Source organism: Jeotgalibaca sp. A127 (genome assembly GCF_052266745.1).
Taxonomy (GTDB): domain Bacteria; phylum Bacillota; class Bacilli; order Lactobacillales; family Aerococcaceae; genus Jeotgalibaca.
In genome coordinates this window covers 395,236-421,268 of record NZ_JBQPRC010000001.1, presented here as the reverse complement: position 1 = coordinate 421,268, position 26,033 = coordinate 395,236, and the positions used below count along the sequence as shown (strand labels likewise).

Below are 26,033 nucleotides of genomic sequence, written 5' to 3'. Positions count from 1 at the left end.
AGTGTGGCCAAGAAAATATATGAATTTGAGATTGATGAGCCTTTGGAACTTTTTGCATTGATTAAAGGGGCCGATGTGCGTAAAGCTAAAAATAATAAACCTTTCATCGCCTTTACGTTTCAGGATAAGAGCGGACAGATTGATGGGAAGTTTTGGGATGCCAAGGATGAGGATATTGCGCGTTTCCAGGCCGGGACCGTTGTGCAAGTGACCGGTAAACGGGAACTGTATCAAAATAATCCGCAACTGCGTATTACGAAACTACGTCCGATTACAGATAGCGAACCCTATACGCCGGAGATGTTCATGGAACGCGCACCGATGCGGACGGAAGATATGGTAGAGGAAATTAACCAAACTTTATTCGAGATTACGAGTGCGCCGGTGAACCGCATTGTGCGCCATATTTTGAATAAGTATCACAAAGCATTTTTCGAATTTCCGGCGGCAAAACGCCACCATCATGCGTTTCCAGGCGGGTTAAGTTACCATACGGTGTCGATTTTAAGGCTAGCGAAAGCAGTCATTAATAATTATCCAAGCGTGAACCAGTCGCTCTTATTGGGTGGCGTGATTTTGCATGATATCGGAAAGACGATTGAATTGTCTGGCAGTATGTCGACAGAATATACGTTAAAAGGAAATCTAATTGGGCATATCGTTTTGATGGACGAGGAAATTACCAAAGCCTGTGAAGTTTTGAAAATCAGTGAAGACAACGAAGATGTGATTTTGTTGAAACATATCGTGCTGGCGCATCATGGGAAGCTGGAATTCGGTTCGCCTGTGGTTCCACATCTATTGGAAGCTCAAATTATCCATCACTTGGACTTGCTGGATGCTTCCATCAACATGATTGACACCGCCTTGCAACGGACGACAGAAGGAACATTCAGCGAGCGTATTTTTGGCCTCGAAAACCGTTCATTCTACAAACCATTGGGACATGTAAAACCAGAAAATGAGTAAGATGAGACTCCTCGAACCAGTTTAAGGTTTGGGGAGTTTTGTTATTTGAACAATTGCACAATTATTTTGATTTTGCAGTGATTTATGCGGGAACCACTCAGGACAAAACAAAAAATCCCCAGAACCTAGTCCGGGGATTTAAAATAAATTTTATTCAGCTGATTCTTCAGTAGCAGACTCTTCAGTCGCTGCATCAGAACCTTCTTCTAATTCTTCACTTGCTTTGTAAGAATCCATTGCGCCTTCTAAGTCGCTATCTTTGATCTTGATGTCCGCTTCTTCAACCAATGCAACCATTACTTCTTGTAATTTTGCATAGTCAGCCAACGTTTCATCCATCATTTTTTGTTTCACAGCTTCTGCATCAAAGGCTTCTTTTTCATCTGTTCCGTTACGTTTGATGATGTGATAGCCATATTGTGATTGAACCGGTTCTTTCGTGTATTCGCCATCTTTCAATGCGAATGCCGCCTCTTCAAACTCCGCAACCATTTGGCCACGACCGAATGAACCTAAATCGCCACCTTTTTCAGCGGTTGTATCAGATGAATGTTCTTTTGCCAATTCAGAAAAATCAGCGCCGCCATCCAATTGTTTGATGATGTCTTTTGCCAATGCTTCATCTTCCACCAAAATGTGAGAAGCTTGAATGTTTGGTTCGATTGCATCATAAAACGCTTGAACTTCTTCATCAGTAAATTCAGTACGGCTTTCCACAACGTCAACCAATAATTTATTCATGTAAAGTTGATCCGTATAATCTTGAACAGAAGAGAATCCTGATTGACTCAAGATGTACATGAATTGTTCTTCGCCACCGTAGTTCGCCATTGTTGAACGGGCCTCAGCATCCGCTTCTGCCAGATACTCATTTTCGCCAACTTCAGCTTCCAACAAATCAACGATAATCAAACGTTGTAATGTTTCTTCACCGATATAATCTTTCATTGCTGTATATAATTCTTCTTTTGTTACATCTCCACCATTAGAAGTTGCAACTGTTTCACTGTTATCCGCGCAACCAGCCAAAGTAGCTGCTGCTGCAAATGTCAAAGCCGATAAAGCCCATTTTTTCATACGTTTCTACACTTCCATTTCTTTATAAAATAACCTTTTTAACTATATCACAAACAACTTTCATTTGGTAAAAATTCAAGGTTTCTTCAAACTTTTTTATTAAAAAAACTTCCCTGCAGGGCAGGGAAGTCGGTGGTCATACTTACGCTTTCGGCATTTCATACTTCGCAGTTTCACGTTCTACAGTTTCCGTTAACTCAGTCAAACGATCCGTAACCCGACGAATCCGCGGTTCATTTTTGACTGTGAAATCCTCCACTGAGGCGGTAATTTCCTGTGTGGCTGTATTCACGACGCCAAAACCTTCCGTTGTCAAACGATTGATGGATGCTTTCAAACGCACCAGGTCCTCATTTAACACTTCAAACGATTCCGTATTGTCTTCAATGTATTCTTGTAGACGTACGCGATTTTCTTTCCCACTACGCGGTGTGTTCAGTAACGTAACCAAACCGCCGACAATCACACCGAAAAGTAATCCCTGAGTAAAATCTTTCATTATGCTTCCTCCAATTCTGATTGAATTGCCTCAGCAACAGATTTAAATGTTTCGGACGAATAGTCCTCACCATGAGTTTCCCATTTCAAACCGAATCCGTCAATTGATGTGTCTTCATAACGCGGAATTAAGTGCACATGGGAATGGAAAACGGATTGGTGCGCAAATGCACCATTATTATTCAAAATATTCATCCCTTTGATAGTCGGATCATGTTTTTTTACAGCCCGAGCAATCATCNTCTGATTGAATTGCCTCAGCAACAGATTTAAATGTTTCGGACGAATAGTCCTCACCATGAGTTTCCCATTTCAAACCGAATCCGTCAATTGATGTGTTTTCATAACGCGGAATTAAGTGCACATGGGAATGGAAAACGGATTGGTGCGCAAATGCACCATTATTATTCAAAATATTCATCCCTTTGATAGTCGGATCATGTTTTTTTACAGCCCGAGCAATCATCGGAATCTTGGCAAAAACTTGAGCGGCCAACTCTTCATCGTATTCGAAAATGTCAGCGACATGTTTCTTGGGGATGACCAATGTATGGCCTTTTGTCACTTGAGAAATATCCAAGTAGGCTAAAACATTCTCATCTTCATAAACCGTATAATTTGGAATTTCGTGGTTAATGATCTTGCAAAAAATACAATCTGTCATTAAGGATCCCTCTTTCTTCGATTTGTATTTACTTTACCATACCAAAAAGGGCTATGCTATAATGAAACAAGAAAAAATGAGGAAGTGGTTACAGATTATGACACTCTATATAACGGATTTGACAGGTGGCTATTCAGCCATTCCCGTCCTCAATAATATTTCCTTTTCTGTAAAGGCAGGCGAATTAACAGGATTAATCGGCTTGAACGGCGCAGGAAAGAGTACGACTATCAAACATATCATCGGCTTAATGCAGCCGTTTGCAGGTACCATCACCATTAATGATATGAATATTAAACAAAATCCGAAGGCCTATCGCCAATCTTTTGCGTTTGTACCGGAGACACCGGTTTTATATGAAGAATTAACCTTTAAAGAACATATTGAACTGACTGCGCTCGCTTATGGCATTGAAAAAGAAGCAGCCATGGCGAAGGCGATTCGCTACATCAAAGCTTTTCGTTTGGAAGAAAAGCTGGATTGGTTTCCGGCATATTTTTCCAAAGGAATGAAGCAGAAAGTCATGTTGGTGTGTGCATTTATGGTGGATGCACCTGTTTATGTAATTGACGAACCATTTTTGGGACTGGATCCACTGGGAATTTACACTTTCCGTGAAATCGTCAAAGAGAAAAAAGCACAAGGAGCGGCCATTTTGATGTCCACGCATGTGTTGAGTGCGGCAGAGCGGGATTGTGATCGTTTTGTGGTGCTCCACAAGGGTGAGGTTAACCAAAGCGGAACATTGGCAGAAATGCAGGCGGCTCTTGATATGCCGGGTGCGAGCCTGGATGATTTATATTTCCGTTTGACGGAAGAAGTGATTGCGTTATGACCTTGGAAACAGTATTAGCGAAACGCCGCTCGACTTATCAAAAAAAATTAAGTAAATATGCGAAATACGTCATGAATGACCATTTCGTTATTGCCTTAATGTTTTTGTTGGGTGCTCTGGCTTATCAATATTCAAACTTCATTAAAACCTTAACACCCGACTTCTTCTGGGGAAAAATAGTGGCCGCTTTTCTTTTGGCAATCCTGTTGTTTTTCGGCAGAATCGCTACCATGGCAACGGCGGCTGACCAGGTCTTTTTGGTCACCCAGGAAGCAGAGTGGCAAACAGTCATCAAAGAGGCTAAGAAGCGCAGTATGGTGGTGCCTGGGGTATTGTTATTATTGCTGACTGCAGTGTTCCTGCCGATTATATTTGTGGGGCAAGCGATTGCGCTGGCTGATGTCACGGTTATTTTTTTCATAGGTTTATCATTGAAGTGGGTGCACCTCGGCATTGAAGAAGTGGCACTGCGGTTTGGTACCATAGCCAAGGTGAAATCTTTTAAATGGTTTTTGTATGGATGGGGTGTGGCGAGTTATTTGTTGGCGTTCTTCGTTCATCCAATAGGGGGCCTGGCGCTCGCTTTGGTCGGTGTTTTCATTTTTGAAAGCCAGATGCGTCCCTTACGCTCTCGTTTACTGGATTGGGAAAAAATGGTTACGACCGAAACAACGCGCATGGCAAAAATCAACCGTTTCATCAATCTATTCATTGATGCTCCGACTGGAAAAGAAAATAGCAAACGCCGCTTGTATTTGGACGGTGTAGTGCGGATTTTGTCGGGTTCTTTGAATCCGTATCAATATTTGTTCGCACGAGTTTTCATGCGGGGAAGCAGCTATTTCGGTCTCTATGTCCGGCTGACACTGATCGGGACGTTGGTTTTGGCGATGTCACAAATGCCCGCTTTTAATATCGTTTTAGGTGTACTTTTAGTGTATTTAACTGGATTTCAGATGTTGCCACTCTTCAGGCACGTTGGGGAAAATGTGATGGTGCGCTTGTATCCGCAGCCGGAAGAAAAGAAACAAGAGGGATTCTCAAGGTTAATGATGGGCATCTTGTTTGTTCAAGGATTTATTTTTTCTTTGGCTACCGTCTGGGGTACGAATTTGATGACAGGTGCCATTGCTTTGGTGGTAAATAGTGTTTTTATCTTCTTTTTTGCAAAAATTTATGTGGTGAATCGTATCAAAAAACGTCGTGGTGTCAGTCTATAGTCATTAAAGTTGTTTAATTATCTGTATGTTTACCTTGACGGAAGCGGAAAATGAACCTAAAATAACAGTAGTGTATTCAGAATAGGAAAATTCTGGATTCAGGACGATTTTTACAAAAGTGAGCAATTAGTTGAACAACATGGAACCGAGTGACTTTTCCTGTAGAATGTTTAAAGGGGAGGTCACTTTCGCATCTCGTTTTCTATGCTCACGTTATTTAATTTAAACAACAAATAAGGACTGAAATAAATGGACTATAAGATGGATTCGGGGTGGAAACTGCACCCAATCGGCGGAGATACCGGTCATGCTTATATGGGAATTCGGGCTGAGGAAAAAGTGTTTTTGAAACGCAATTCCTCACCTTTTTTAGCTGCGCTCTCCGTTGAGGGGATAACCCCGCGTCTCATCTGGACGAAGCGGATTGGCAATGGTGATGTCCTGACCGCGCAGGAGTGGCTGAACGGCCGAGTTCTGACAAGGCAGGAAATGCATTCCAAAGGCGTGACAGATATCATTAATAAAATTCATCATTCCGATCACTTGTTGAGCATGCTCCGGAAAGTGAAGGGCGAGGTATACGACCCCGAAACTTTCTTGGAGGAGTACAAGTTGGATTTGGATGAAAGTTTGGCAACGAACTCATTTTTGAACACGATTGTTGCTTATCTGGAAGCGACCTTGTATTTGGTGAAAGGTGCTAAATATACGGTTTGCCATGGTGACTTGAACCGGAAAAACTTTTTCCTGACTGATAATAAACGGTTATATTTGGTGGATTGGGAAAGTGTTAAGATTGCTGATCCAATGGCTGATATTTCGCTCTTGTTGATTCAATATATAGAGCCTGAGGGTTGGCCGGAGTGGTTAAGGGAATATGGTATTACCCGTACGGAAGGTATTGATGCTCGTTTGGAGTGGTATAATTTGATGAATCGCTTGCTATTGGCAAAACGATTCCATACAACAGGCGATTATCATAAAATGAACCAACAGATTTTAGGAATGAAGAAATCATATGAAGACAGATTTTATAAAAATTTATAATATCCTATTCCGCTAAGTCGTCATTGGAGTAGGATTTCTTTTTGAAAAGAGTAAGGAGGATATTATGCGCGTAAGACATAAACCGTGGGCTGCGGAAAAATTAGCCGAACATCCGGAGTACGTCATCACAGAACCGATGTCATTTAAAGGTAAGTGGCAAGAAAGCTTCAAAAATGAGGGGCCGATTCACATCGAAGTTGGATCAGGTAAAGGTCAGTTCATCGTTGGAATGGCTGCTCAAAACCCAGGTATCAATTATATAGGGATTGAACTGCAAACAAGTGTAGCAGTAACAGCATTGGATAAAATGTTGGAGTCTGGTTTACCAAATGTGAAGTTGTTGAATACGGATGGGGGCTTGCTATCCGATTATTTCGAAGCCGGCGAAATTGACCGTGTCTATTTGAACTTCTCCGATCCATGGCCAAAATTCCGTCATGAGAAACGTCGTTTGACATATAAATCATTTTTGGAAAACTACCGCACCATCATGAAACCAAATGGTGCAGTTCATTTTAAAACAGATAACATGGGCTTGTTCGAATACTCATTGGCCAGCTTCTCACAATTTGGGATGATCATTGACCAAGTATGGTTGGATTTACATGCTTCTGATTTTGAAGGTAATGTTCAAACGGAATACGAAGAAAAATTTGCAGCAAAAGGCCAACCGATTTATCGTGTTGAGGCCCATTTTCCTGCAGAATAAAAAAAGTTCGTCCTACTGATGTGGGACGAATTTTTTTGCGTTTATTTATTAAGAAGTGCGGCGATACGCGGAAACAACTCACGGGAACGCCGCACCTAGCACCTAGATAGAAAAAAACGACCTCGTTTTACCGAGGCCGTTTTAATGGGAACGAACTTATAGTTTATAAATATCCAAAACAGTACCTGTATAGGCGTCTGCAATGAATTCATACTGCACTAACTCATCATCTTCTTTGCGTGAGATACCACCGTAGTAGACATCGGTTTCGGAAGAGAAACGTGTGAGTGGTACGGGGTGCAATTCAATCCAGGAGCCTTCGATGGGGCCGTCTGCCAAGAACATTTTTTTTACTGTTTCCAGAATCTTGTCGCCGTTAACTTTTCTTTTTCTACCCATGCAAAGAGCGGTAAGGGAAGCACCAATGACAATCCCTGATGTTAATAGGATGCCTGATAGAATGCGTTCTCTATTTAGGTCATAAAAAGTTTCTTTTTCTTTGCAAAACATCATGATCCCTCCTGATTGCTAACTGTGAATTCTCTAACATAAGTATAGCATAAAAGAACTTCGTTTGTTAATGATTTGAAAACCGCATCATTGCCCGTTTTCTTTAGATTATGTATAATGAAAAGAAGAATTAACAGGAGGGTTGTCAAAGTGGAAGATAAAACATTTCAACTGATCAAAGACTTAACCGAAATACAAGGTACGAGCGGAAATGAACGCAACGTTCGTCAATATATGCATGAAAAAATGACACCTTTCGTCGACCGAGTAGAAACTGACGGACTTGGTGGGGTATTTGGTATTCGCGAAAATGAAGACAAAGAAGCGCCACGTATCATGGTTGCAGCCCATATGGATGAAGTAGGGTTCATGGTCACCCAAATTACCGATAATGGCATGTTAAAAGTTGTCTCATTAGGTGGCTGGAATCCTTATGTGGTCTCAGCACAACGCTTCACCTTGCAAACCCGTAACCAAGATATCCCTGTAATCTCATCTTCTGTCCCTCCGCATTTATTACGTGGCGGGGCCAACAAAGCGGAAGTAAAAGTGGAGGATATCCTCTTTGATGCTGGTTTTGATTCCAGCGAAGAAGCGCTAGAGTTTGGTGTGCGTCCTGGTGACCCAATCGTGCCCCAAGTGGAAACGATCTGGACAGCCAATAAAAAGAAAATCATCGGCAAAGCTTGGGATAATCGTTACGGAAACGTGGTAGTACTGGAAGCTTTGGAAGCCTTGAAAGATGAAAAATTACCAAATACACTGATTGCCGGTTCCAACGTGCAAGAGGAAGTGGGGCTACGGGGCACACGCGGTTCAGTAAATAAATTCAATCCCGATTTGTTCTTTGCGGTTGATTGTTCACCAGCAGATGATTCGAAAACGAAAAAAGGTACTTTCGGCCATCTGGGTGAAGGATTCTTGCTTCGCATCCAGGATCCGGGCATGATTACCTTGCGGGGCATGCGTGAATTCCTATTGGACACCGCCGAAACCCATAAAATTCCTTATCAGTATTTCGTTTCCAAAGGTGGAACGGATGCTGGGGCAGCGCATACCATGAATAATGGGGTGCCAAGTGCGGTCATCGGCGTTTCCGCACGTTACATCCATACGCACCAATCCATGTTCCACATCGATGACTATGAAGCAGCAAAAGAAATGGTCATCCAAGTGGCGAAAACACTCGATAAAAGCACATACGAAACCATCATGGAACGAAACTAGGGGGTATAAATATGGAAAAATTAACACTGGAAAAACTACAAGAATTAAAGCAAGCGGAGAAAACAACCTTTCTCTTTACCACGACTTGGTGTGGTGATTGCCACTATATCAAGCCTTTCATGCCTGAAGTGGAAGAACAGTTTTCTGACTTTAACATCATCGAAGTGGACCGTGATGAGTTTATGCCATTTGCACAAGAGCATGGTGTGATGGGCATTCCAAGTTTTATCACGTATAATAATGGTGAAGAAGTCAGCCGTTGGGTAAATGGCGATCGCAAGACACAAGAAGAAATTGAAAATTATTTTTCAGAAACACGCGAAAAAATTTAAGGGAGTTTAGGATTATGTGGTTAAGTTTTTATAACAAAGAAGCAGTTGGCGATACATTGATGTTGACGAATGGAGATATTACACGCTCCGAACTTTCGACAGAATCAAAAGGAAATGTAACGCGCATTTTCAGAACGGAAACCGGGGAAACAGTCAGTTACAATGTTTTTTCCATTTCAGAAACTTTTGAACCGAACGGTAACGGTCAAGTTTTCTTGACTGATGAACAAGTTGAAAAACTAAATACGGTCATTCAGGCTGTTGGTTTCAATGATACGATTACAATTGACCGTTCGCCTAAGTTTGTGGTTGGTTACGTAAAAGAGTGTGTCCCTCATGAAGACTCTGACCATCTGAACATCACCCAAACAGAAGTCGATAACGGCGAAGTGTTACAAATTGTTTGTGGTGCCAGCAATATCAAGAAAGACCAAAAAGTTGTTGTGGCTAAACCGGGTGCTGTCATGGCTAATGGTTTGGTCATTTGGCCAGGAGAACTACGCGGCGTGGCCAGTCATGGCATGATTTGTTCCGCTAAAGAGCTCGGAGTTGAAAATCCAACGGGTAAAAAAGGTATTTTAGTACTTGATTCGGATACTGAGACTGGGAAAGCCTTTTTTGAGTAAAAATGAAACAGGAAGGAGTAAGTGCAGTGGTCAAAAATAAAGGAAAATTTCCTAACTATTTAATGAATACAGAAGATAATAAAGAACCTGAAAAAGGTGGCCTACAGAAGCAACCATCATCGTTCGTTGCGTCTGGCATGCACAGTGTTACTCCTTCCGTTCCATTTTTGCGTGAGCATAAAAATTCTTTTCAACGCCATCAAAAGGAAAATCTTGACATGCAAATCCGGAAAGAACTTGCTTCTCAGGAACGCATTCGTCAACGTGAAGAGCGTCGGGAAAAAACGAAGCAATCGTATGCCTATTATAAAAGTCGGCGTCCCTTCAGAGCTTCGGAACTCCCTTCCATTTGGAATGCAAGTTCACGGGAAGAGAAACGCGGAATTGACTACGGCGAAATCAAGGAACAACTGTATGTTGCTCCGGATGACTTAATTTTGATTGATCTTTATCCGCCCAGAGAGACAGAGAAAAGACCGGCAACAGTAAATAAAAGAACTAATAAAGCACTGCATCGCTCACTTGGTTTGATTATGGAACAAGAACAGGCGCGTACGTGGACACAGCGCCAGGTCGTTCAAAAACCATCGGTAACCAATGGAGTAAAATCTTTCTTTGATGAAATGAATGAAAACTAGCATTTGCTTTTTGCAAAATAAGTGTTATAATTTCGTGGGAAATTTTATCAGTGAAGTTGGCTTTAGTTTAGTGGAGGAATCGAATGAATAATCAAAATATATACCACTTTGTTGGTATAAAAGGATCCGGTATGAGTGCATTGGCTATCATCTTGCATGGCAAAGGATTGAACGTACAAGGTTCAGATGTTGAAACCTACTTTTTTACACAAAAAGGTCTGGACGATTTAAACATACCTATCTACTCATTTACAAAAGAAAATATCAAACCAGGTATGATTGTGATTGCTGGGAATGCATTTCCTGATACGCATGAAGAGATTGTTCGTGCGAAGGAGTTGGGACTGGAAGTCGTTCGCTACCACAATTTTATCGGAACATTTATTAAAGATTTTACGAGTGTGGCTATTACTGGCTCACATGGTAAAACAAGTACGACTGGTTTATTGTCACACGTTTTAAGTGGGATTGAACCAACAAGTTACTTAATCGGGGATGGAACAGGATTCGGTCGCCAAGATGCGGATTTCTTTGTCTTGGAAGCTTGTGAATACCGTCGCCATTTCTTGGCATATTCTCCTGATTATGCAATTATTACCAATATTGATTTTGACCACCCTGATTATTATAAAGATATTAATGACGTTGTTTCGGCTTTTGAAGAGTTTTCACATCAAGTTGGTAAAGGTTTGATTGCATGCGGCGATGATCCTTACATGGACCAAATCAAAGCAGAAGCGCCCATCTATCTATATGGGTTGGGTGAAAACAATGATGTCGTGGCATCGAATATCGAAAAAACAACAGAAGGTAGCACTTTTGATGTTACGATTCGTGGCGAATTCTACGGTCGTTTCACTATTCCGACTTTCGGAAACCACAACATCTTGAATTCATTGGCAGTTATCACTTTCACTTATTTGGAAGGTTTGCCAAAAGATGCCGTACAGGCACAGTTGGACACTTTTGGGGGCGTAAAACGCCGCTTTAGTGAAAAGACTGTAGGGGACATGGTTTTGATTGATGACTATGCGCATCACCCCCAAGAAATCAAGGCTACACTGGATGCAGCGAGACAAAAATATCCAGAAAAAGAAATTATTGCCGTTTTCCAACCGCATACATTCACACGTACCATCGCATTGTTGAGCGAATTTGCGGAATCATTGAATGTGGCAGATGCTGTTTATCTATGTGATATTTTTGCATCAGCACGGGAACAAAGCGGTACCGTTTCGATTCAGGATTTGGCTGACAAAGTTGAAAAGGGAGCAGAAGTGCTTTCTTTGGAAAACCTGTCACCGTTAATGCAATACAAAAATGCGGTTATCCTATTCATGGGAGCGGGCGACGTTCAAAAATTCGGAAAAGCATATGAAGAATTATTGAATCACAGCATCAAACGTGTAAATTAATAAACAGCATTTCGAGTCAGGGCAAAAATGTCCTGGCTTTTTTTAATTCTGCGCATCTTTTGCTAAAATAGCCCGCATCATGCAGACTATTTAAAAAAGTCTGCACGTAGTAATGGAAAATGGGCATAGCCATGCAGACTTCAAAATGAAATCAACTCACATCCTTTGAAACCCCTTCGCTATTTGTTAAAATAGAAGTAATCTCATTGAGTACGGAAAGGTAGGATGGCATGGCACTGAAAGATATAAAAATTGGAAAAACAATTGACGAAATTCAGGAAGGGGATTCCTTGACGGTAACTGAAATAATTGAGACCCGGGATGTGCTGCTCTATCTGGGACTGACCAACGACGACAATCCGTTGTACATCCAGTACGATTATTCTCAGGAAACGACTTATCATAAACCGTTAGTACCAACCGTCTTGCTGGTTGGCATTATTACGAGCAATATTTCCAAGCACCTACCTGGACCTGGTTCACACATTGTGGACCTGTCCATTGACCTGATCGAACCTATTTACCACAACGTAACCATCACCTTTGACTTCACGGTGAAACGGCTTGACGAAAGGCGTGAACAAGTGACCATTTTTGTCGAAGGAAATAGTTTGGAAGGGACGCGTTTGGTTGAAGCGGAATTAATTGTTGCAACCCCGCAAAAACTGATTTTACCCAATGAATAGAAATCAGAATAAATAAGTTAGGATGTTAATAAAATGGCAGATAAAAAGAAATTATTATTGTTGGATGGGAGCAGTCTTGCTTTCCGTTCGTTTTACGGACTTTTGGATCTGAACCGATTCAAAAATCAAAACGGACTCCATACCAATGCACTATACGCATTTAACCGTATCTTGACTCGTCTATTCGAAGTTGAAGAACCGACACATATGTTGGTCGCTTTTGATGCGGGTAAAACAACGTTTCGGACCGAGTTTTTTGAAGACTATAAAGGCGGTCGCCAGACCATGCCATCCGAATTGGCAGAGCAGTGGCCCTACTTTAATGTTTTGATCGAAGCCAAGGGTTCCAAGACCTATGAACTTGCCAATTACGAGGCTGATGACATTATCGGAACCTATGCCCGCATGGCTGAAAAAGAAGGCTACGAAGTCGTAATCATTACCGGCGACAAGGATTTGACGCAACTTGCGACCGATAAAACGCGGGTTGATATCACTGTCAAAGGCGTTTCCGATTTAAAAAGTTACACACCGGAATCAATCCGTGAAGAAATGGGTATAGAACCCCTTCAAATCATTGATATGAAAGGCCTGATGGGTGACTCTTCCGATAACTACCCCGGCGTAACCAAAGTCGGTGAGAAAACAGCATTGAAACTATTGAAGGAATATGGCAGTATCGAAAACCTTTATGAAAATATCGACGCCATGAAAAAAAGCAAGATGAAGGAAAACCTGATCAACGATAAAGAGCAAGCCTTCATGAGTAAAAAACTGGCGACCATCGACCTCGCTACACCTGTTGACTACGCACTTGAAGATTTAAAACTTTCAGGGGAAGATAAAGAGCAATTAGCTACTTTCTACCGCGAAATGAACTTTAACACGTTCCTGCGCGAATTGGATCATACGGAAGAGGATGTTTCCGATTCTTTCGAAACCATTACTTACACTGCACTGGATGCTATTACTGAGGCACATTTTACGGAAGAAATGACTTTGTATGTTGAAATGTTGGAAGATAATTATCACTATGGAAAGATTGTGGCTGTGGCATGGGGAGATGAAAACACCATTTATACCGCTACACCCGAAACTGTCAAAAATAGTGAGGTCTTCAAAACTTGGGCGAATGATGCCACAATGAAAAAAGCCGTCTATGATGCAAAACGCACGAAAGTCATGTTGCACTATGCAGGCATCGAACTGAACGGGATTGACTTTGACACGGTATTGGCTTCCTACATCATCAATACCAAAGACACAGGTCGGGATATTGCGGCGATTGCACAGGAATATGGCTACACGGAAGTTTCTTATGACGAAACGGTTTACGGTAAAGGGGCAAAACAAGCTGTTCCTGAAGATAAAGCTATTGTTTTCGAACATTTGGCCCGTAAAATCAAGGCTATCCAGACTCTCCGACCACAATTGCTTGCCGAGTTTGAAAAGAATAACTTGACCGATTTGTACTTTGATATGGAGTTACCTTTGGCAATTATTTTAGCGGAAATGGAAATGACCGGTATTACTGTTCAACCAGAACGACTGGAAACCATGAAAGAAGAATTCGCCATTCGTTTGTCTGATATTGAGGCCGATATTTATAAAGAAGCGGGTGAAGAATTCAACATCAATTCGCCTAAGCAACTGAGTGTGATCCTCTTTGAAAAAATGGGCTTACCGGTTATCAAGAAAACAAAAACAGGCTACTCAACAGCTGTGGATGTTTTGGAAAAACTAAGTGCCTCGGCACCGATTGCCCAAATGATTCTGGATTATCGCCAATTGGCCAAATTGCAATCAACCTACGTTGAAGGGCTGTTGAAATTCATCAAACCTGAAACTGGAAAAATCCATACCATTTATACACAGACACTGACGCAGACCGGTCGTTTGAGTTCCAATGATCCCAACCTCCAAAACATTCCGGTCCGGATGGAAGAAGGACGTAAAATCCGTCAGGCATTCGTGCCATCAGAACCGGGCTGGCAAATCTTTGCATCTGACTATTCGCAAATCGAGTTACGGGTATTAGCCCATATTTCTGGAGACGAACACATGAAAGAGGCGTTTGTTGAAGGTCAGGATATCCATACCTCTACAGCAATGCGCGTCTTTGGTATTGAAAACGAAGAGGAAGTAACCGGCAATGTGCGTCGTCAGGCCAAAGCTGTAAACTTCGGGATTGTCTATGGGATTTCCGATTATGGCCTTTCCCAAAACTTGGGCATTTCCAGACCACAAGCAAAGGCGTTCATCGACACTTATTTTGAAAAATATCCCGGTATTAAACAATTTATGACGGATATCGTTGCGGAAGCGAAAGAAAAAGGCTATGTGGAAACCTTGTTCCACCGTCGTCGCTATCTACCGGATATCAATAGCAGCAACTTCAACTTGCGTTCTTTTGCCGAAAGAACGGCAATCAATTCACCTATTCAAGGTTCAGCGGCGGACATTCTGAAAGTAGCGATGATCCGGATGAACAAAGCTTTAAAAGATAATAATCTGAAAACACGCATGTTACTGCAAGTACACGATGAGTTGATCTTTGAATGTCCACCTGAAGAAATTGAAACACTTGAAAAACTGGTGCCGGAAATTATGGAAAACGCAGTCTCTTTATCGGTACCTTTGTTGGTGGATAGTCATTATGGAAATAGCTGGTACGAAGCGAAGTAGTTAAAGGCACGGGGTCGTTTCCAAGGAGGAGATTCAAATGAAAAAGGCATCACCTTTTTACGGATGGATGATTGTTCTAGGAGCGGTCATATATTTAGCTCTTTCGGCACCAATCGCTGTTTCTTTAACGGGATTATTTGCCACAGCCATCACAGAAGACACGGGTGTTTCACTAAGCCAATTTACATTGGCGAATACCATGATGCAAGGTGTCGGTATATTGTTGGCACCTGTCGCATCTCGCTTACTGAGTACGAGGCATTTCAAGAAAATTCACTTGGCAATGACAATCGTTTATGGTGTTGCCATTGCCTCGCTGGGTTTTTCGAATCATCTGTTGGTCTATTATTTAATCTCGATTCTAATGGGCATTTCATATGTTTTTGTCGGTATCATTCCGGTTGCCATGATGGTCAGTAATTGGTTTGAATTTCAACGTGGAAAAGCCATGAGCCTAGCCATGACTGGCTTGAGCGTGGGTGGGGCCATCTTTGGTCCACTCGTTTCCAAATGGATTTCAAACTATGGCTGGCGAAATACGTATCTGATTTATGGGATGATGTTGCTTGCAATTGGTATACCTGTTTCGCTTTTTATTTATCAGCGCCTACCAGAAGACAAAGGGCTCACGAAGTTGACTGGCAACGGAAAAATAAATAAATCCCCGGTTCTTGATAGTCTGCAAATTTATCTGAGTGGACGGGAGTCAGTAGGTAAATCATTTTTCACTTTGTTGATTATCGGCATGTTATTTGCGGGATTGATAAATGGTGGGGGACTGGGACAATTTCCCCGGGCTTTCACTTTGTGGCACGGTGCTGCGTTTGGGTCGTTATTAATCTCGATTTATTCGATTGTCGGAATTTTTGGTAAATTGTTGTTGGGCTGGCTGGATGATAAATTTGGCATTAAAGTAGCGATCATATACAGTGCGGGCTCACTGGCACTGGTTTATGCATTTATGTTATTTTCGAGCCAGGCATGGGCTGCTGTTTTAGCCGCTGTTTTGTTCGGGACAGCCAATTCCATTGGAACCGTAGTGGGACCCTTATTGGTGGCTTCACTGTATACACCAGAAAATTACGCGGGCGCCTATGGCATGGTACAAAGTGCCCAACAAGCAGGGATGACCCTGGGATCGATTACTGTGGCAACGATTTTCGATTTAACCGGAGGATATCAAGTAGCCTGGACATTGTTTATAGTCTTGGCTTCACTGGTATTGGTGATGTGGCTACCAGCCCTTAAGTTGAGTCAAAAGTATCAAATCACGAATTTTGAAAAAGAAAGAAGAGATGCATATGCCGGAACTACCAGAAGTTGAGACGGTTCGAAAAGGCTTGAACCAACTCGTGGCGGGCGCAACCATTACGAGTGTGGATGTTTTTTGGAATCGTATGATTACCCCTCCGTTTTCTTCTGAACGCTTTCAGGAAGAATTGATCGGGGAGCAGATTCATACGATTGAACGGCGTGGCAAGTATTTAATTTTTTTATTGGATAACTGGGCGATGATTTCCCATTTACGGATGGAAGGCAAATTTACCGTTACGAAAACGGGCGAGCCGTATCAAAAACATACCCATGTTGTTTTTCATTTAGCGGATAACCGCGATTTGCGGTACTTGGATGTTCGAAAATTTGGCCGTTTTTCCTTAGTGCCGATTGATAAAAAAGAAAAATATGCACCCATTGAGAATCTGGGTCCTGAGCCGACACCTATCCAATTTACCTTGGATAATTTCCACGATAAACTTTCGCGGACCGGACGCTCGATTAAAACAGTGATTCTAGATCAACATGTGGTTGCAGGGGTCGGAAATATTTATGCAGACGAGTCGTTATTTCAGGCAAAAATCAACCCCATGAAACCAGCGAATCAATTGAACGAAGGGGAGACCAAGCGCCTTCGTGATGCGATTATCGACGTCATTGCCAATGCGGTGGAAGCCGGCGGGACGACTATCCGTACCTATAAGAATACGCTGGGTGAAGCGGGTAAATTCCAGGTAAAATTGAACGTCTATGGTAAAACAAACCAGGCTTGTCCGAGATGTGGCACGCCGATTGAAAAGACAAAAGTGGCGCAGCGTGGGACCCACTATTGCCCGCATTGCCAAGGTTCCATCGATTTGTATGAAAAAAAGGAGCCCAAAGGATGACATTTATACTAGGCTTAACAGGCGGTATCGCGACCGGTAAATCAACGGTGTCGCGATATTTTGCCGAAAAGGGCATTCCGGTGGTGGATGCTGATTTGGCGGCACGGAAAGTCGTTGAACCGGGAACAGAAGGACTGGCAGGTATCGTTTCCCATTTTGGTCCTGCTATCTTAAATATGGATGGCACCTTAAACCGGAAAAAGTTAGGTTCGATTATTTTTGCCGATGAAGCCAAAAGACAGGTATTGAATCAAACACTACAAATCCATATCCAGAGACAAATTCATAATGAAACACAGGAACTATTGGACAAAAAATATTCTTTAATTGTTCTGGATATTCCCTTGCTGTTTGAATCTGGGTATGACAAGAATTGTGATGCTGTTATGGTCGTATACACGACGCCGGAGGTACAAAAAAAACGTTTGATGGCACGAAACAATTTAACGGAACAAGAAGCCAAAGACCGAATGGCCAGTCAAATCGCGATTGATGATAAAAAAAATCTGGCTGACATTGTGATTGATAATAATGGTTCACTTGAAGCGACCTATGAACAAGTTGATAAGTGGCTTAAAAATCAAAATAAATAGCCATTATTGTGGTATACTAGCTACAGAAAATGACTAGAAAGGGGTATGGAGAAGATGCAATGTCCAAAATGCCAATATAATGGATCTCGAGTTGTGGACAGCCGCCCCGTGGAAGAAAATAATTCCATTCGCCGCCGTCGTGAGTGCGAAAGATGCCATCATCGCTTTACGACATTTGAACGGATTGAACAAACGCCACTTCTCGTTATCAAGAAAAATGGTACCCGTGAAGAATTCAGCCGCGAAAAATTATTACGTGGTCTGATACGTTCAAGTGAAAAGCGTCCAATCAAATTGGAACAATTAGAAGAGATAGTCGACCAAGTCGAACGTGAATTGCGAGCGACCGGAGAGAATGAAGTTCCAAGCATGGTTATTGGCGAACATGTAATGGATCATTTAGCTAAAATTGACGATGTCGCCTACATCCGCTTTGCGAGTGTGTACCGTCAGTTTTCCGATCGGGAAACCTTCCTGGCTGAATTACAAAATCTTGAGAAAAAGAACCGCCCAGATGTAGAGGAGCGTAATGAATGAATACCCCTTGGAAAAATTTAAGCCCAAAGGATTCCTTTGTTACCCAGCAAACGTGTTTTATCTCAGATGTAGATAAACGCGTGATTACTTTCCTTTATCAACCGATAATTGGCTCGCATGCCTATAGTTTGTACATGACGTTGTTAGGCGATTTTGAAATGAAACAGCAGTCGAAAATGCATTCGGAATTGCTGGCAACGTTAAATGTCGGAATACCCGAATTTTATCAAGCACGGGTTCGTTTGGAAGGAATCGGTTTGTTGAATACGTATGTCCGGGAATCTGATAACTTAAAAGAATATGTTTATGAACCTTTGATGCCGGTAACCAGTCAGCAGTTTTTCGAAGAGGATTTACTGCGTATGCTCTTGCGGGAACACGTGGGTGAGAGCCGATTAAAAAGATTGCAAGAGCAATTCAGTTTCCAAAAACCGGATATGATCAATATGCAAAAAATCACCCAATCTTTTGTGGGTGTTTATGATGTGGCCCGAACGATTGTGCCGTTGGAACCTTCCTCTTTGCTGGAGGCGAAGAAAGGCAAAGCACCACAAATAGAAATTTCGAGCTTTAACTTCAGTTACTTGAAGCAATTGCTCGGCACGCAATTTTTCCGTCCCGAGGCTTTGACATCAGATTTGCGCAAGCAAATTGAGGTGCTTAACAAGCTCTATGGGATTGAAGAAGAGGAGATGGCTAATCTTTTGTTGCGGGCAACGAACCTGGAAACGGGCGCTGTCGATACGAAGGAGTTGGAAACCTTGGCATCTGACAGTACAAGCCAGGGACTATCCCAAAGGGTCATTAAAGATAAGGTCGAACAATCCATTGAAGCTTCCGCAAAACAAAACGCGAATCGCGAGGCTGCCCTTAGAAAGGGTGGGTATTCCGAACAAGAAGTACAGTTGGTATTAATGACGGAAAAGCTGACACCTTATCAATTTATCGCCGATATCAAAGCGCAAAAAAATGGACAGGTGACTTCCAATGAGAAACATCTGTTGAATGTTTTGCTCAGCCAATATGAATTATCATCAGGCGTTTTGAATATGCTGACTTATTACATGTTGGTGATTCAAGGTGAACCGACCATGAACAAGGGTGTAGCGGAGAGAATCGCGAATGACTGGGTTCAATCCGGGGTTTCCCTGCCTGAAGAGGCGATAAATAAAACGAAGCAGTTTGTCGGTCAAAAACGTGCGGCTGCTGAGAAACGCACTGTACGCCAATATGGCCGGAATGTCGTCCGTAAAGTTGAAAAATTACCGGAGTGGGCGACGCGTACACAACCGCAACCCCAGAGCGAGCGGTTGCTTTCCGAAGAAGAACAGAAACGATTTAATGAACGTCTGAAGAAATTCAGGGGTGGTAGAAAGGCCGGTGATGATTAATGGATCACATTGGAAAAGGTTTTCGAAATTTTATGAACCAACCGAATGTTTCCAAACAATATGAGGAAATGGTTCGCTCGGTTTTAGCTGATCCAGAAGTCCGTCATTTTCTTGAAGCAAACGAAGAAATCATTTCACAGGAGATGATTTCCAACAGCTATTCGAAGTTATATGAATTTGTTCAGGAAAAACGGAAAATCGCACGTGGCGAAAGTGGTCAAAATCCAGGCTATCAACCTGAACTGGCTATCAACGCACGCTATATCGATGTGGTGTATGTTCCAGACCAAGCAACCATTAAACGGGAGCGCGAAAAAGAATTACGCAGCCGGATCAAATCAATTAATATTTCCAAAGAAGCCCGTAAAGCGACGATGGAACAATTTTTACAAACGGAAGAACGTTTGGAAGTACTGGGTGACGCTTTTGATTTTATCGAAGCTTATGCAGAGAATCCGTCTTCTTTCCACAAGGCTTTATATATTCATGGGCCGTTTGGGGTTGGAAAGACGTACTTGCTGGGTGCCATCGCCTATGAATTGTCCCTTAAAGGATTTGTAACGACGATGATGCATTATCCAACCTTCACACAGGAAATGAAAGCAGCGATTGCCGACAATACGGTTCCCGAGAAATTGGACCTTATCAAAAAGAGCGATATTTTGATGCTGGACGATATCGGGGCAGAAATCAATTCAACGTGGGTGCGTGATGAGATTTTGGGTGTTATTTTACAACATCGGATGCAGGAACATTTGCCCACTTTCTTCACGTCGAATTTGAATTTTTCCGAGTTGGAACAACATTTGCGTATGGGCAACCGTGGTGATGATGAACCGATTAAAGCAAAACGCTTGATGGAACGGATTCGCTTCTTGGCACAGGAAGTGCAGATGACGGGCAAAAATCGTCGCCTAAATGATTAATCCTGACTTGCATTTCATGTGGGTTCGTGTTTTAATGTACTAGAAATTAATGAAATCGATGAGAAAGACATGCATCCAAAGTGAGCATTTTTAGAGAGAGATGGGTTGGTGGAACATCTCAATGACCTTTTGATTGTACCCCTTTCGAGAGAACAGCGGAATTTAGTATGTTGTTCCGGTCCGCACCGTTAACGCGCTGAAGAGTTTTCGATATTATCGGAAGCTAAATTTGGGTGGAACCACGTCAATTTGTACGTCCCATTTCTGGAGGAGTCTCTGGAAATGGGACTTTTTTTGTATTTATTATGATTTATATGGAGGAATTAGGATGTCAGAAATTAAAATCACTTTCCCTGATGGAAATGTAAAAGCATTTGAAAAAGGGATTACTGTCCAGGATGTGGCGAAAAGCATCAGCAACAGCTTGGCTAAAAAAGCGCTAGCCGGTAAATTCAACGGAGAATTGGTTGATTTTGAGCGTGCGTTGGAAGAAGATGGCACGTTGGAAATCGTTACTCCAGATCACGAAGATGCTCTGGGTATTTTGCGCCACTCAAGTGCGCATTTGTTGGCACATGCGATGACACGTTTATTCCCGGATGTTCATTTCGGGGTAGGTCCGGCAATAGAAACAGGTTTCTACTATGATACGGATATGGAAAACCAACTAACAGAAGAACAATTGACAGACGTTGAAGCAGAAATGCAAAAAATCGTCCGTGAAAACCATCCTATTGTTCGCCGTGTTGTTTCACGTGCTGAAGCTTTGGAAATCTTTGGTAAAGACCCTTATAAGGTGGAATTGATTACTGCTTTACCAGAAGATGAAGTGATCACTGTTTACCAACAAGAAAACTTCATCGATTTGTGCCGTGGTATCCATGTGCCATCAACCGGTAAAATCCAAATATTCAAATTATTGTCTTTGGCAGGGGCATACTGGCGCGGAAACTCCGACAACAAAATGATGCAACGGGTATACGGAACGGCATTTTTCGACAAGAAAGCTTTGGCAGAATTCTTGAAAATGCGTGAAGAAGCAAAACTACGCGATCACCGTAAATTAGGAAAAGAATTGGACTTGTTCATGATTTCTCCTGAAGTCGGTTCAGGTTTGCCATTCTGGTTGCCAAAAGGTGCGACAATCCGTCGTACATTGGAACGCTATATCGTTGATAAAGAAGTGAGTTTGGGTTACCAACACGTATACACACCAATCATGGCTAACGTTGACTTGTATAAAACTTCTGGTCACTGGGATCACTACCATGAGGACATGTTCCCACCAATGGATATGGGTGACGGGGAAATGTTGGTACTGCGTCCAATGAACTGCCCGCACCACATGATGATTTATAAAAATGATGTTCACAGCTATCGTGAATTGCCAATCCGTATCGCGGAACTGGGTATGATGCACCGTTACGAAAAGAGTGGCGCGTTGTCCGGTTTACAACGTGTGCGTGAAATGACATTGAATGATGCGCACGTATTTGTTCGCCCTGACCAAATCAAGGACGAATTCAAGCGGACATTGCAGTTGGTGCTGGATGTTTATAAAGACTTCAAGATTACCGACTACCGTTTCCGTTTGAGCTACCGTGATCCAGAAGACAAAGAAAAATACTTTGATGATGACGTAATGTGGGAAAAAGCAGAGAGCATGTTGAAAGAAGCGATGGACGACATGGGCTTGGAATATTTCGAAGCTGTCGGCGAAGCAGCTTTCTACGGACCTAAATTGGATGTTCAATTCAAGACAGCCATTGGGGTGGAAGAAACGATGTCCACAATCCAATTGGACTTCTTATTGCCAGAACGTTTCGATTTAACTTATGTGGGTGAAGATGGTGAAAATAACCACCGTCCGGTTGTTATCCACCGTGGCGTTATTTCGACAATGGAACGTTTTGTAGCGTACTTGATTGAAGAATACAAAGGGGCATTCCCAACTTGGTTGGCGCCGGTCCAAGCAACCATCATTCCAGTAAGTGTGGAACACCATGCTGATCGCGCTTATGAATTGAAAGCACAAATGGACCGCATGGGGATGCGTGTGGAAGTGGACGATCGTAACGAGAAAATGGGTTACAAAATCCGTACCTCCCAAACACAAAAAATTCCTTATCAAATCGTAATAGGGGACAAGGAAGTTGCTGAAAATACTTTGACTGTTCGCCGTTACGGTTCAAAAGAAATGAATACGATGGGATCAGACGCGTACTTAGCGTCCGTTGAAGACGAAATCAAGAACTTTAAATAACAAACAGTAGAGTGGAAAAAAAGGCGTTTAGCCCCGGATCACTGGAGCGAATAAGCGGAAGATGGTCGCAGACCATCTAAGCTTTATTCGTGAAGTGACGCCGGGGCTGCCTTTTTGAGCACGTTTACGAAGCAAATATTCGGTTAAATAGGCGGGGCCGGGAGTTATTTGCCAAACCCTTGTTTATTTGGACTGGATGCGGCGTTCAGAAGAAAAAATAATCTGGAACGCCGCATTTTTAGCAAAAAAGCGGCGATGCGAGCTCAGGAAATAATTTAACGCCGCATTTTCAGCAAAAAAGCGGCGTTTAGCATCGAACGAGACTCACGAACGTCGCACTTCAATATTTTTATACGCCATCTATCTTCATTTGTGCTAAAATAAATTATTAAATGGAACCACCGTATTTTTGAAAGGGGACGAAACATGTTACGTGATAAATTAATGACCCTATTGGAACAAAAAGAGGCAGAGATGATTGCATTGCGTCGTCACTTCCACGAAAATCCAGAGATTTCTTTTCAGGAAAAGGAAACGGCAGATACAATCGCTAAATTTTACGAAGATAAAGATGTTGAAGTAAAACGTAATGTCGGAAACGGCTATGGCATCGTTGTAACGATAAAAGGAAACAAACCAGGAAAAACCATTGCACTGAGAGCTGACTTTGATGCTCTGCCGATCAACGAAGAAACAAATCTTCCATTTGCTTCAAAAAAACCAGGCGTGATGCATGCATGCGGACATGATGGCCATACGGCTTATTTAATGACGTTGGCGGATTGTTTTATTGAATTAAAAGATGAATGGGCAGGGACGATTAAAATTGTTCATCAAAATGCTGAGGAAGTAGGACCGGGTGGTGCGAAGAGCATGGTCGAATCCGGTGAATTGGATGATGTTGATGAGATTTATGGCGTGCATTTTTATCCGGACTTTGAAACGGGCGAAATTCAGTATGCGAACGGTTGGGCTTATGCCGGCTGTAGCGAGTTAACAGTCAAGATTCAAGGTAAAGGCGGCCATGGTTCAATGCCACATATGAGTAACGATGCCATCGTAGCGGCTTCTTCATTCGTGATGAATTTACAGACGGTCGTATCGCGTCGCATCAATCCATTTGACATGGCGGTTGTCACAATCGGTTCTTTCGAAGGCCAAGGCGTCAGCAATGTGATTAAAGATAGCTTGACCTTGTACGGGGATGCCCGTTACATGGATATCGAAGTGGGAAAGAAAATTGAAGAAGAAGTTCGTAAATTGGCTCGTGGATTGGAAGAAGGCTACGGCGTTAAAACCGAAGTAGACTACGCTTGGGATTACCCACCGGTCTACAACCACCCCGAACAGACTGAGGCAGCTGCCAAAGTAATGAATGAACGCGGCGTTGGTGATTATTTGACGAAAGCTGTCCTGACACCTCCTAACAACGGGGCAGAGGACTTCGGTCAATATTTACTGAAAATCCCGGGAGCCTTTATCAATATCGGGGCGAAGCCGGATACGGATGAAATCTATATGAATCACCATCCGAAGTTCGATATCGATGAAAAAGCGCTGCTGGTTGCGGCTAAAACAGTTGGGGACATTACCCTAAGTGCACTTGGAAAATAATTTTTCTGAAAAAGTTTGACAAGTCATGAAAAAAGTAGTAAGATATAGCAGTTGAGAAAATACAAGCAGAAGCACCCGCTTCTCGCCTAAGTTGACGCTTGTCCTTGGGCCAGATATGTACAAGTTTGTTGCAGTCATTGTGCTGTGACATTATTGGGCGGGTATCGGAGATATCCGCCTATTTTTCTGCGCTTTTCTCTCATAAATCATGGAGGTGAATGACCATAGCTAAAGATATGATGGTAAATGACGGAATCCGAGCACGCGAACTTCGTGTAATCGGTAGCGATGGTGAACAAGTAGGAGTTAAAACAAAAGCCGAAGCTCTGCAATTGGCAGAAGCCGAAAACTTGGATCTCGTAATCGTGTCGCCAAATGCAAAACCGCCTGTAGCCCGTATTATGGATCACGGGAAATTCCGTTTCGATCAACAAAAACGCGAACGGGAAGCTCGTAAAAACCAAAAAGTGGTCAACATCAAAGAAGTGCGTCTAAGTCCGTCCATTGATGAGAATGATTTCCAAACGAAATTGCGTAATGCACGTAAATTCTTGGAAAAAGGCGACAAAGTGAAAGCATCGATTCGTTTTAGAGGACGTGCAATCACACATAAAGAAATCGGACAAAAAGTCCTGGACCGCCTAGCATCTGAACTAGCAGATGTATCCTCAGTTGAAAGCAAACCACGTATGGATGGTAGAAGTATGTTCTTGATGCTGGCACCAACACAAGAGAAGTAACAATTTATTTTTTTAGGAGGAAGACTAATGCCAAAACAAAAGACACACCGCGGATCTGCTAAACGTTTCAAAAGAACTGGTAATGGTGGTTTGAAACGCTACAGTGCTTTCACAAGCCATAGATTCCACGGAAAAACTAAAAAACAAAGACGTCAATTGCGTCAACCGTCAATGGTACACGCATCTGACATGAAACGTATCAGCCAACAATTGTCACAAATGAAATAATTTAAAATCAGAAAATCAGTAGAGAACAAGATGTTCTCATAAGGAGGAATTACCATGCCACGTGTAAAAGGTGGAACAGTAACACGCCAACGCCGCAAAAAAGTTCTAAAATTGGCTAAAGGCTATTATGGTTCAAAACATACATTATTTAAAACAGCTAAACAACAAGTGATGAAATCTTATATGTACGCATATAGAGACCGTCGCCAAACTAAACGTAATTTCCGTCGTCTATGGATTACACGTATCAACGCAGCAGCTCGTATGAACGGTTTGAGCTACAGCCAAATGATGCACGGTTTGAAACTAGCTGGTGTTGAAATGAACCGTAAAATGCTAGCAGAACTAGCAGTTAACGATTCAACAGCTTTCACAGCTATCGCTGACCAAGCTAAAACAGCTTTGAATAAATAATTCAAACTTTCAAAAGTTATTTCCTTC

28 protein-coding genes and 2 other annotated features are annotated in these 26,033 nt (G+C 42.3%); of the genes, 23 read left to right on the top strand and 5 right to left on the bottom strand.

The features are described 5' to 3' along the window. Window positions 1-3 precede the first annotated feature (3 nt). A complete protein-coding gene (locus ACTVAI_RS02125) occupies window positions 4-969 on the top strand; it encodes a 3'-5' exoribonuclease YhaM family protein (protein WP_443473616.1) in 966 nt (321 codons plus the stop codon). A 150-nt stretch (window positions 970-1,119) separates the two neighbouring features. Here the strand turns inward: ACTVAI_RS02125 and ACTVAI_RS02120 are convergent, their stop codons facing one another. The 4 genes from ACTVAI_RS02120 to ACTVAI_RS02105 all read right to left on the bottom strand — a co-directional run bounded on the left by ACTVAI_RS02120 (window position 1,120) and on the right by ACTVAI_RS02105 (window position 3,208). Continuing rightward, complete coding sequence (locus tag ACTVAI_RS02120; protein ID WP_443473617.1) at window positions 1,120-2,046, bottom strand: peptidylprolyl isomerase; 927 nt, start codon at window positions 2,044-2,046, stop codon at window positions 1,120-1,122. Window positions 2,047-2,188: 142 nt separating this feature from the next. Continuing rightward, window positions 2,189-2,545, bottom strand: coding sequence for a YtxH domain-containing protein (locus ACTVAI_RS02115; protein WP_443485763.1), 357 nt, complete (start codon window positions 2,543-2,545; stop codon window positions 2,189-2,191). Beyond that, window positions 2,545-2,730: an HIT family protein gene (locus tag ACTVAI_RS02110; protein ID WP_443485762.1), complete on the bottom strand. Its 186-nt coding sequence runs from the start codon at window positions 2,728-2,730 to the stop codon at window positions 2,545-2,547. The genes ACTVAI_RS02115 and ACTVAI_RS02110 overlap by 1 nt, the downstream gene beginning before the upstream one ends. Window positions 2,731-2,755: 25 nt before the next feature. Next, entirely contained in the window at window positions 2,756-3,208 is a 453-nt protein-coding gene (locus ACTVAI_RS02105) for an HIT family protein (RefSeq protein WP_443485761.1), read from the bottom strand. 97 nt (window positions 3,209-3,305) lie between these two features. On the opposite strand from ACTVAI_RS02105, the gene ACTVAI_RS02100 reads away from it, so the two are divergent. From ACTVAI_RS02100 to trmB, 4 genes are all read left to right on the top strand, one after another. Next, window positions 3,306-4,043, top strand: coding sequence for an ABC transporter ATP-binding protein (locus tag ACTVAI_RS02100; protein ID WP_443473797.1), 738 nt, complete (start codon window positions 3,306-3,308; stop codon window positions 4,041-4,043). Next, entirely contained in the window at window positions 4,040-5,263 is a 1,224-nt protein-coding gene (locus ACTVAI_RS02095; RefSeq protein WP_443473620.1) for an ABC transporter permease, read from the top strand. Before ACTVAI_RS02100 ends, ACTVAI_RS02095 begins: the two co-directional genes overlap by 4 nt. A 249-nt stretch (window positions 5,264-5,512) precedes the next feature. Next, window positions 5,513-6,310, top strand: coding sequence for a phosphotransferase family protein (locus ACTVAI_RS02090; RefSeq protein ID WP_443473621.1), 798 nt, complete (start codon window positions 5,513-5,515; stop codon window positions 6,308-6,310). A gap of 64 nt (window positions 6,311-6,374) precedes the next feature. After that, window positions 6,375-7,019, top strand: a complete 645-nt coding sequence (gene trmB, locus ACTVAI_RS02085; protein WP_443473622.1) for a tRNA (guanosine(46)-N7)-methyltransferase TrmB — start codon at window positions 6,375-6,377, stop codon at window positions 7,017-7,019. Window positions 7,020-7,175: 156 nt separating this feature from the next. Here the strand turns inward: trmB and ACTVAI_RS02080 are convergent, their stop codons facing one another. Beyond that, entirely contained in the window at window positions 7,176-7,529 is a 354-nt protein-coding gene (locus ACTVAI_RS02080) for a PepSY domain-containing protein (RefSeq protein ID WP_443473623.1), read from the bottom strand. Window positions 7,530-7,679: 150 nt separating this feature from the next. Between ACTVAI_RS02080 and pepA the strand changes: the two genes are divergently transcribed. The 18 genes from pepA to rplT all read left to right on the top strand — a co-directional run bounded on the left by pepA (window position 7,680) and on the right by rplT (window position 26,006). Beyond that, window positions 7,680-8,756 carry a glutamyl aminopeptidase gene (pepA, locus tag ACTVAI_RS02075; protein WP_443485760.1) on the top strand — a complete coding sequence of 359 codons (1,077 nt, stop codon included), beginning with the start codon at window positions 7,680-7,682 and terminating at the stop codon, window positions 8,754-8,756. 11 nt (window positions 8,757-8,767) lie between these two features. Further along, a complete protein-coding gene (locus tag ACTVAI_RS02070; RefSeq protein ID WP_443473625.1) occupies window positions 8,768-9,088 on the top strand; it encodes a thioredoxin family protein in 321 nt (106 codons plus the stop codon). Window positions 9,089-9,102: 14 nt separating this feature from the next. Further along, window positions 9,103-9,714, top strand: coding sequence for a YtpR family tRNA-binding protein (ytpR, locus tag ACTVAI_RS02065; protein WP_443473626.1), 612 nt, complete (start codon window positions 9,103-9,105; stop codon window positions 9,712-9,714). Between the two features lie 26 nt (window positions 9,715-9,740). Further along, entirely contained in the window at window positions 9,741-10,352 is a 612-nt protein-coding gene (locus tag ACTVAI_RS02060) for a hypothetical protein (protein WP_443485759.1), read from the top strand. An 83-nt stretch (window positions 10,353-10,435) separates the two neighbouring features. Continuing rightward, entirely contained in the window at window positions 10,436-11,767 is a 1,332-nt protein-coding gene (gene murC, locus ACTVAI_RS02055) for a UDP-N-acetylmuramate--L-alanine ligase (RefSeq protein WP_443485758.1), read from the top strand. A gap of 230 nt (window positions 11,768-11,997) precedes the next feature. Beyond that, the gene (locus ACTVAI_RS02050) at window positions 11,998-12,453 is read left to right on the top strand and encodes an enoyl-CoA hydratase (protein WP_443473629.1); all 456 of its coding nucleotides are present in this window, start codon (window positions 11,998-12,000) and stop codon (window positions 12,451-12,453) included. A 33-nt stretch (window positions 12,454-12,486) separates the two neighbouring features. Continuing rightward, window positions 12,487-15,138, top strand: coding sequence for a DNA polymerase I (gene polA, locus ACTVAI_RS02045; protein WP_443473630.1), 2,652 nt, complete (start codon window positions 12,487-12,489; stop codon window positions 15,136-15,138). Between the two features lie 37 nt (window positions 15,139-15,175). After that, window positions 15,176-16,462, top strand: a complete 1,287-nt coding sequence (locus ACTVAI_RS02040) for an MFS transporter (protein ID WP_443485757.1) — start codon at window positions 15,176-15,178, stop codon at window positions 16,460-16,462. Continuing rightward, on the top strand, window positions 16,440-17,300 hold the full coding sequence (gene mutM, locus ACTVAI_RS02035; RefSeq protein WP_443485756.1) for a DNA-formamidopyrimidine glycosylase: 861 nt from the start codon (window positions 16,440-16,442) through the stop codon (window positions 17,298-17,300). Before ACTVAI_RS02040 ends, mutM begins: the two co-directional genes overlap by 23 nt. After that, window positions 17,297-17,893 (top strand): dephospho-CoA kinase, encoded by a 597-nt coding sequence (gene coaE, locus ACTVAI_RS02030; protein WP_443485755.1) that lies wholly within the window; start codon window positions 17,297-17,299, stop codon window positions 17,891-17,893. The genes mutM and coaE overlap by 4 nt, the downstream gene beginning before the upstream one ends. 54 nt (window positions 17,894-17,947) lie before the next feature. Next, the gene (gene nrdR, locus ACTVAI_RS02025; RefSeq protein ID WP_443473634.1) at window positions 17,948-18,430 is read left to right on the top strand and encodes a transcriptional regulator NrdR; all 483 of its coding nucleotides are present in this window, start codon (window positions 17,948-17,950) and stop codon (window positions 18,428-18,430) included. Next, entirely contained in the window at window positions 18,427-19,821 is a 1,395-nt protein-coding gene (locus tag ACTVAI_RS02020; RefSeq protein ID WP_443485754.1) for a replication initiation and membrane attachment family protein, read from the top strand. Before nrdR ends, ACTVAI_RS02020 begins: the two co-directional genes overlap by 4 nt. Then, window positions 19,821-20,747 (top strand): primosomal protein DnaI, encoded by a 927-nt coding sequence (gene dnaI / locus ACTVAI_RS02015; protein WP_443473636.1) that lies wholly within the window; start codon window positions 19,821-19,823, stop codon window positions 20,745-20,747. Before ACTVAI_RS02020 ends, dnaI begins: the two co-directional genes overlap by 1 nt. Window positions 20,748-20,796: 49 nt before the next feature. Continuing rightward, window positions 20,797-21,011 (top strand) — a binding site (T-box leader). Window positions 21,012-21,075: 64 nt separating this feature from the next. Further along, window positions 21,076-23,010 carry a threonine--tRNA ligase gene (gene thrS / locus ACTVAI_RS02010; RefSeq protein WP_443473637.1) on the top strand — a complete coding sequence of 645 codons (1,935 nt, stop codon included), beginning with the start codon at window positions 21,076-21,078 and terminating at the stop codon, window positions 23,008-23,010. Window positions 23,011-23,436: 426 nt separating this feature from the next. Continuing rightward, complete coding sequence (locus ACTVAI_RS02005; protein WP_443473638.1) at window positions 23,437-24,624, top strand: amidohydrolase; 1,188 nt, start codon at window positions 23,437-23,439, stop codon at window positions 24,622-24,624. 57 nt (window positions 24,625-24,681) lie between these two features. Beyond that, window positions 24,682-24,816: a sequence feature (ribosomal protein L20 leader region), on the top strand. Window positions 24,817-24,842: 26 nt separating this feature from the next. After that, on the top strand, window positions 24,843-25,364 hold the full coding sequence (gene infC, locus ACTVAI_RS02000; RefSeq protein ID WP_443473639.1) for a translation initiation factor IF-3: 522 nt from the start codon (window positions 24,843-24,845) through the stop codon (window positions 25,362-25,364). Between the two features lie 27 nt (window positions 25,365-25,391). Further along, window positions 25,392-25,592 carry a 50S ribosomal protein L35 gene (rpmI, locus tag ACTVAI_RS01995; protein ID WP_166062168.1) on the top strand — a complete coding sequence of 67 codons (201 nt, stop codon included), beginning with the start codon at window positions 25,392-25,394 and terminating at the stop codon, window positions 25,590-25,592. A 54-nt stretch (window positions 25,593-25,646) separates the two neighbouring features. Beyond that, complete coding sequence (gene rplT / locus ACTVAI_RS01990; protein WP_443473640.1) at window positions 25,647-26,006, top strand: 50S ribosomal protein L20; 360 nt, start codon at window positions 25,647-25,649, stop codon at window positions 26,004-26,006. Window positions 26,007-26,033: the final 27 nt, after the last annotated feature.

Coding starts and splice junctions, on each gene's coding strand:
- ACTVAI_RS02040 (WP_443485757.1), top strand. CDS start 15,176: ATGAAAAAGGCATCACCTTTTTACGGATGGATGATTGTTCTAGGAGCG.
- ACTVAI_RS02095 (WP_443473620.1), top strand. CDS start 4,040: ATGACCTTGGAAACAGTATTAGCGAAACGCCGCTCGACTTATCAAAAA.
- ACTVAI_RS02020 (WP_443485754.1), top strand. CDS start 18,427: ATGAATACCCCTTGGAAAAATTTAAGCCCAAAGGATTCCTTTGTTACC.
- rpmI (WP_166062168.1), top strand. CDS start 25,392: ATGCCAAAACAAAAGACACACCGCGGATCTGCTAAACGTTTCAAAAGA.
- polA (WP_443473630.1), top strand. CDS start 12,487: ATGGCAGATAAAAAGAAATTATTATTGTTGGATGGGAGCAGTCTTGCT.
- mutM (WP_443485756.1), top strand. CDS start 16,440: ATGCCGGAACTACCAGAAGTTGAGACGGTTCGAAAAGGCTTGAACCAA.
- ACTVAI_RS02100 (WP_443473797.1), top strand. CDS start 3,306: ATGACACTCTATATAACGGATTTGACAGGTGGCTATTCAGCCATTCCC.
- dnaI (WP_443473636.1), top strand. CDS start 19,821: ATGGATCACATTGGAAAAGGTTTTCGAAATTTTATGAACCAACCGAAT.
- infC (WP_443473639.1), top strand. CDS start 24,843: ATGACCATAGCTAAAGATATGATGGTAAATGACGGAATCCGAGCACGC.
- rplT (WP_443473640.1), top strand. CDS start 25,647: ATGCCACGTGTAAAAGGTGGAACAGTAACACGCCAACGCCGCAAAAAA.
- nrdR (WP_443473634.1), top strand. CDS start 17,948: ATGCAATGTCCAAAATGCCAATATAATGGATCTCGAGTTGTGGACAGC.
- ACTVAI_RS02115 (WP_443485763.1), bottom strand. CDS start 2,545: ATGAAAGATTTTACTCAGGGATTACTTTTCGGTGTGATTGTCGGCGGT.
- coaE (WP_443485755.1), top strand. CDS start 17,297: ATGACATTTATACTAGGCTTAACAGGCGGTATCGCGACCGGTAAATCA.
- ACTVAI_RS02080 (WP_443473623.1), bottom strand. CDS start 7,529: ATGTTTTGCAAAGAAAAAGAAACTTTTTATGACCTAAATAGAGAACGC.
- ACTVAI_RS02120 (WP_443473617.1), bottom strand. CDS start 2,046: ATGAAAAAATGGGCTTTATCGGCTTTGACATTTGCAGCAGCAGCTACT.
- ACTVAI_RS02005 (WP_443473638.1), top strand. CDS start 23,437: ATGTTACGTGATAAATTAATGACCCTATTGGAACAAAAAGAGGCAGAG.
- murC (WP_443485758.1), top strand. CDS start 10,436: ATGAATAATCAAAATATATACCACTTTGTTGGTATAAAAGGATCCGGT.
- ACTVAI_RS02050 (WP_443473629.1), top strand. CDS start 11,998: ATGGCACTGAAAGATATAAAAATTGGAAAAACAATTGACGAAATTCAG.
- trmB (WP_443473622.1), top strand. CDS start 6,375: ATGCGCGTAAGACATAAACCGTGGGCTGCGGAAAAATTAGCCGAACAT.
- thrS (WP_443473637.1), top strand. CDS start 21,076: ATGTCAGAAATTAAAATCACTTTCCCTGATGGAAATGTAAAAGCATTT.
- ACTVAI_RS02090 (WP_443473621.1), top strand. CDS start 5,513: ATGGACTATAAGATGGATTCGGGGTGGAAACTGCACCCAATCGGCGGA.
- ytpR (WP_443473626.1), top strand. CDS start 9,103: ATGTGGTTAAGTTTTTATAACAAAGAAGCAGTTGGCGATACATTGATG.
- ACTVAI_RS02070 (WP_443473625.1), top strand. CDS start 8,768: ATGGAAAAATTAACACTGGAAAAACTACAAGAATTAAAGCAAGCGGAG.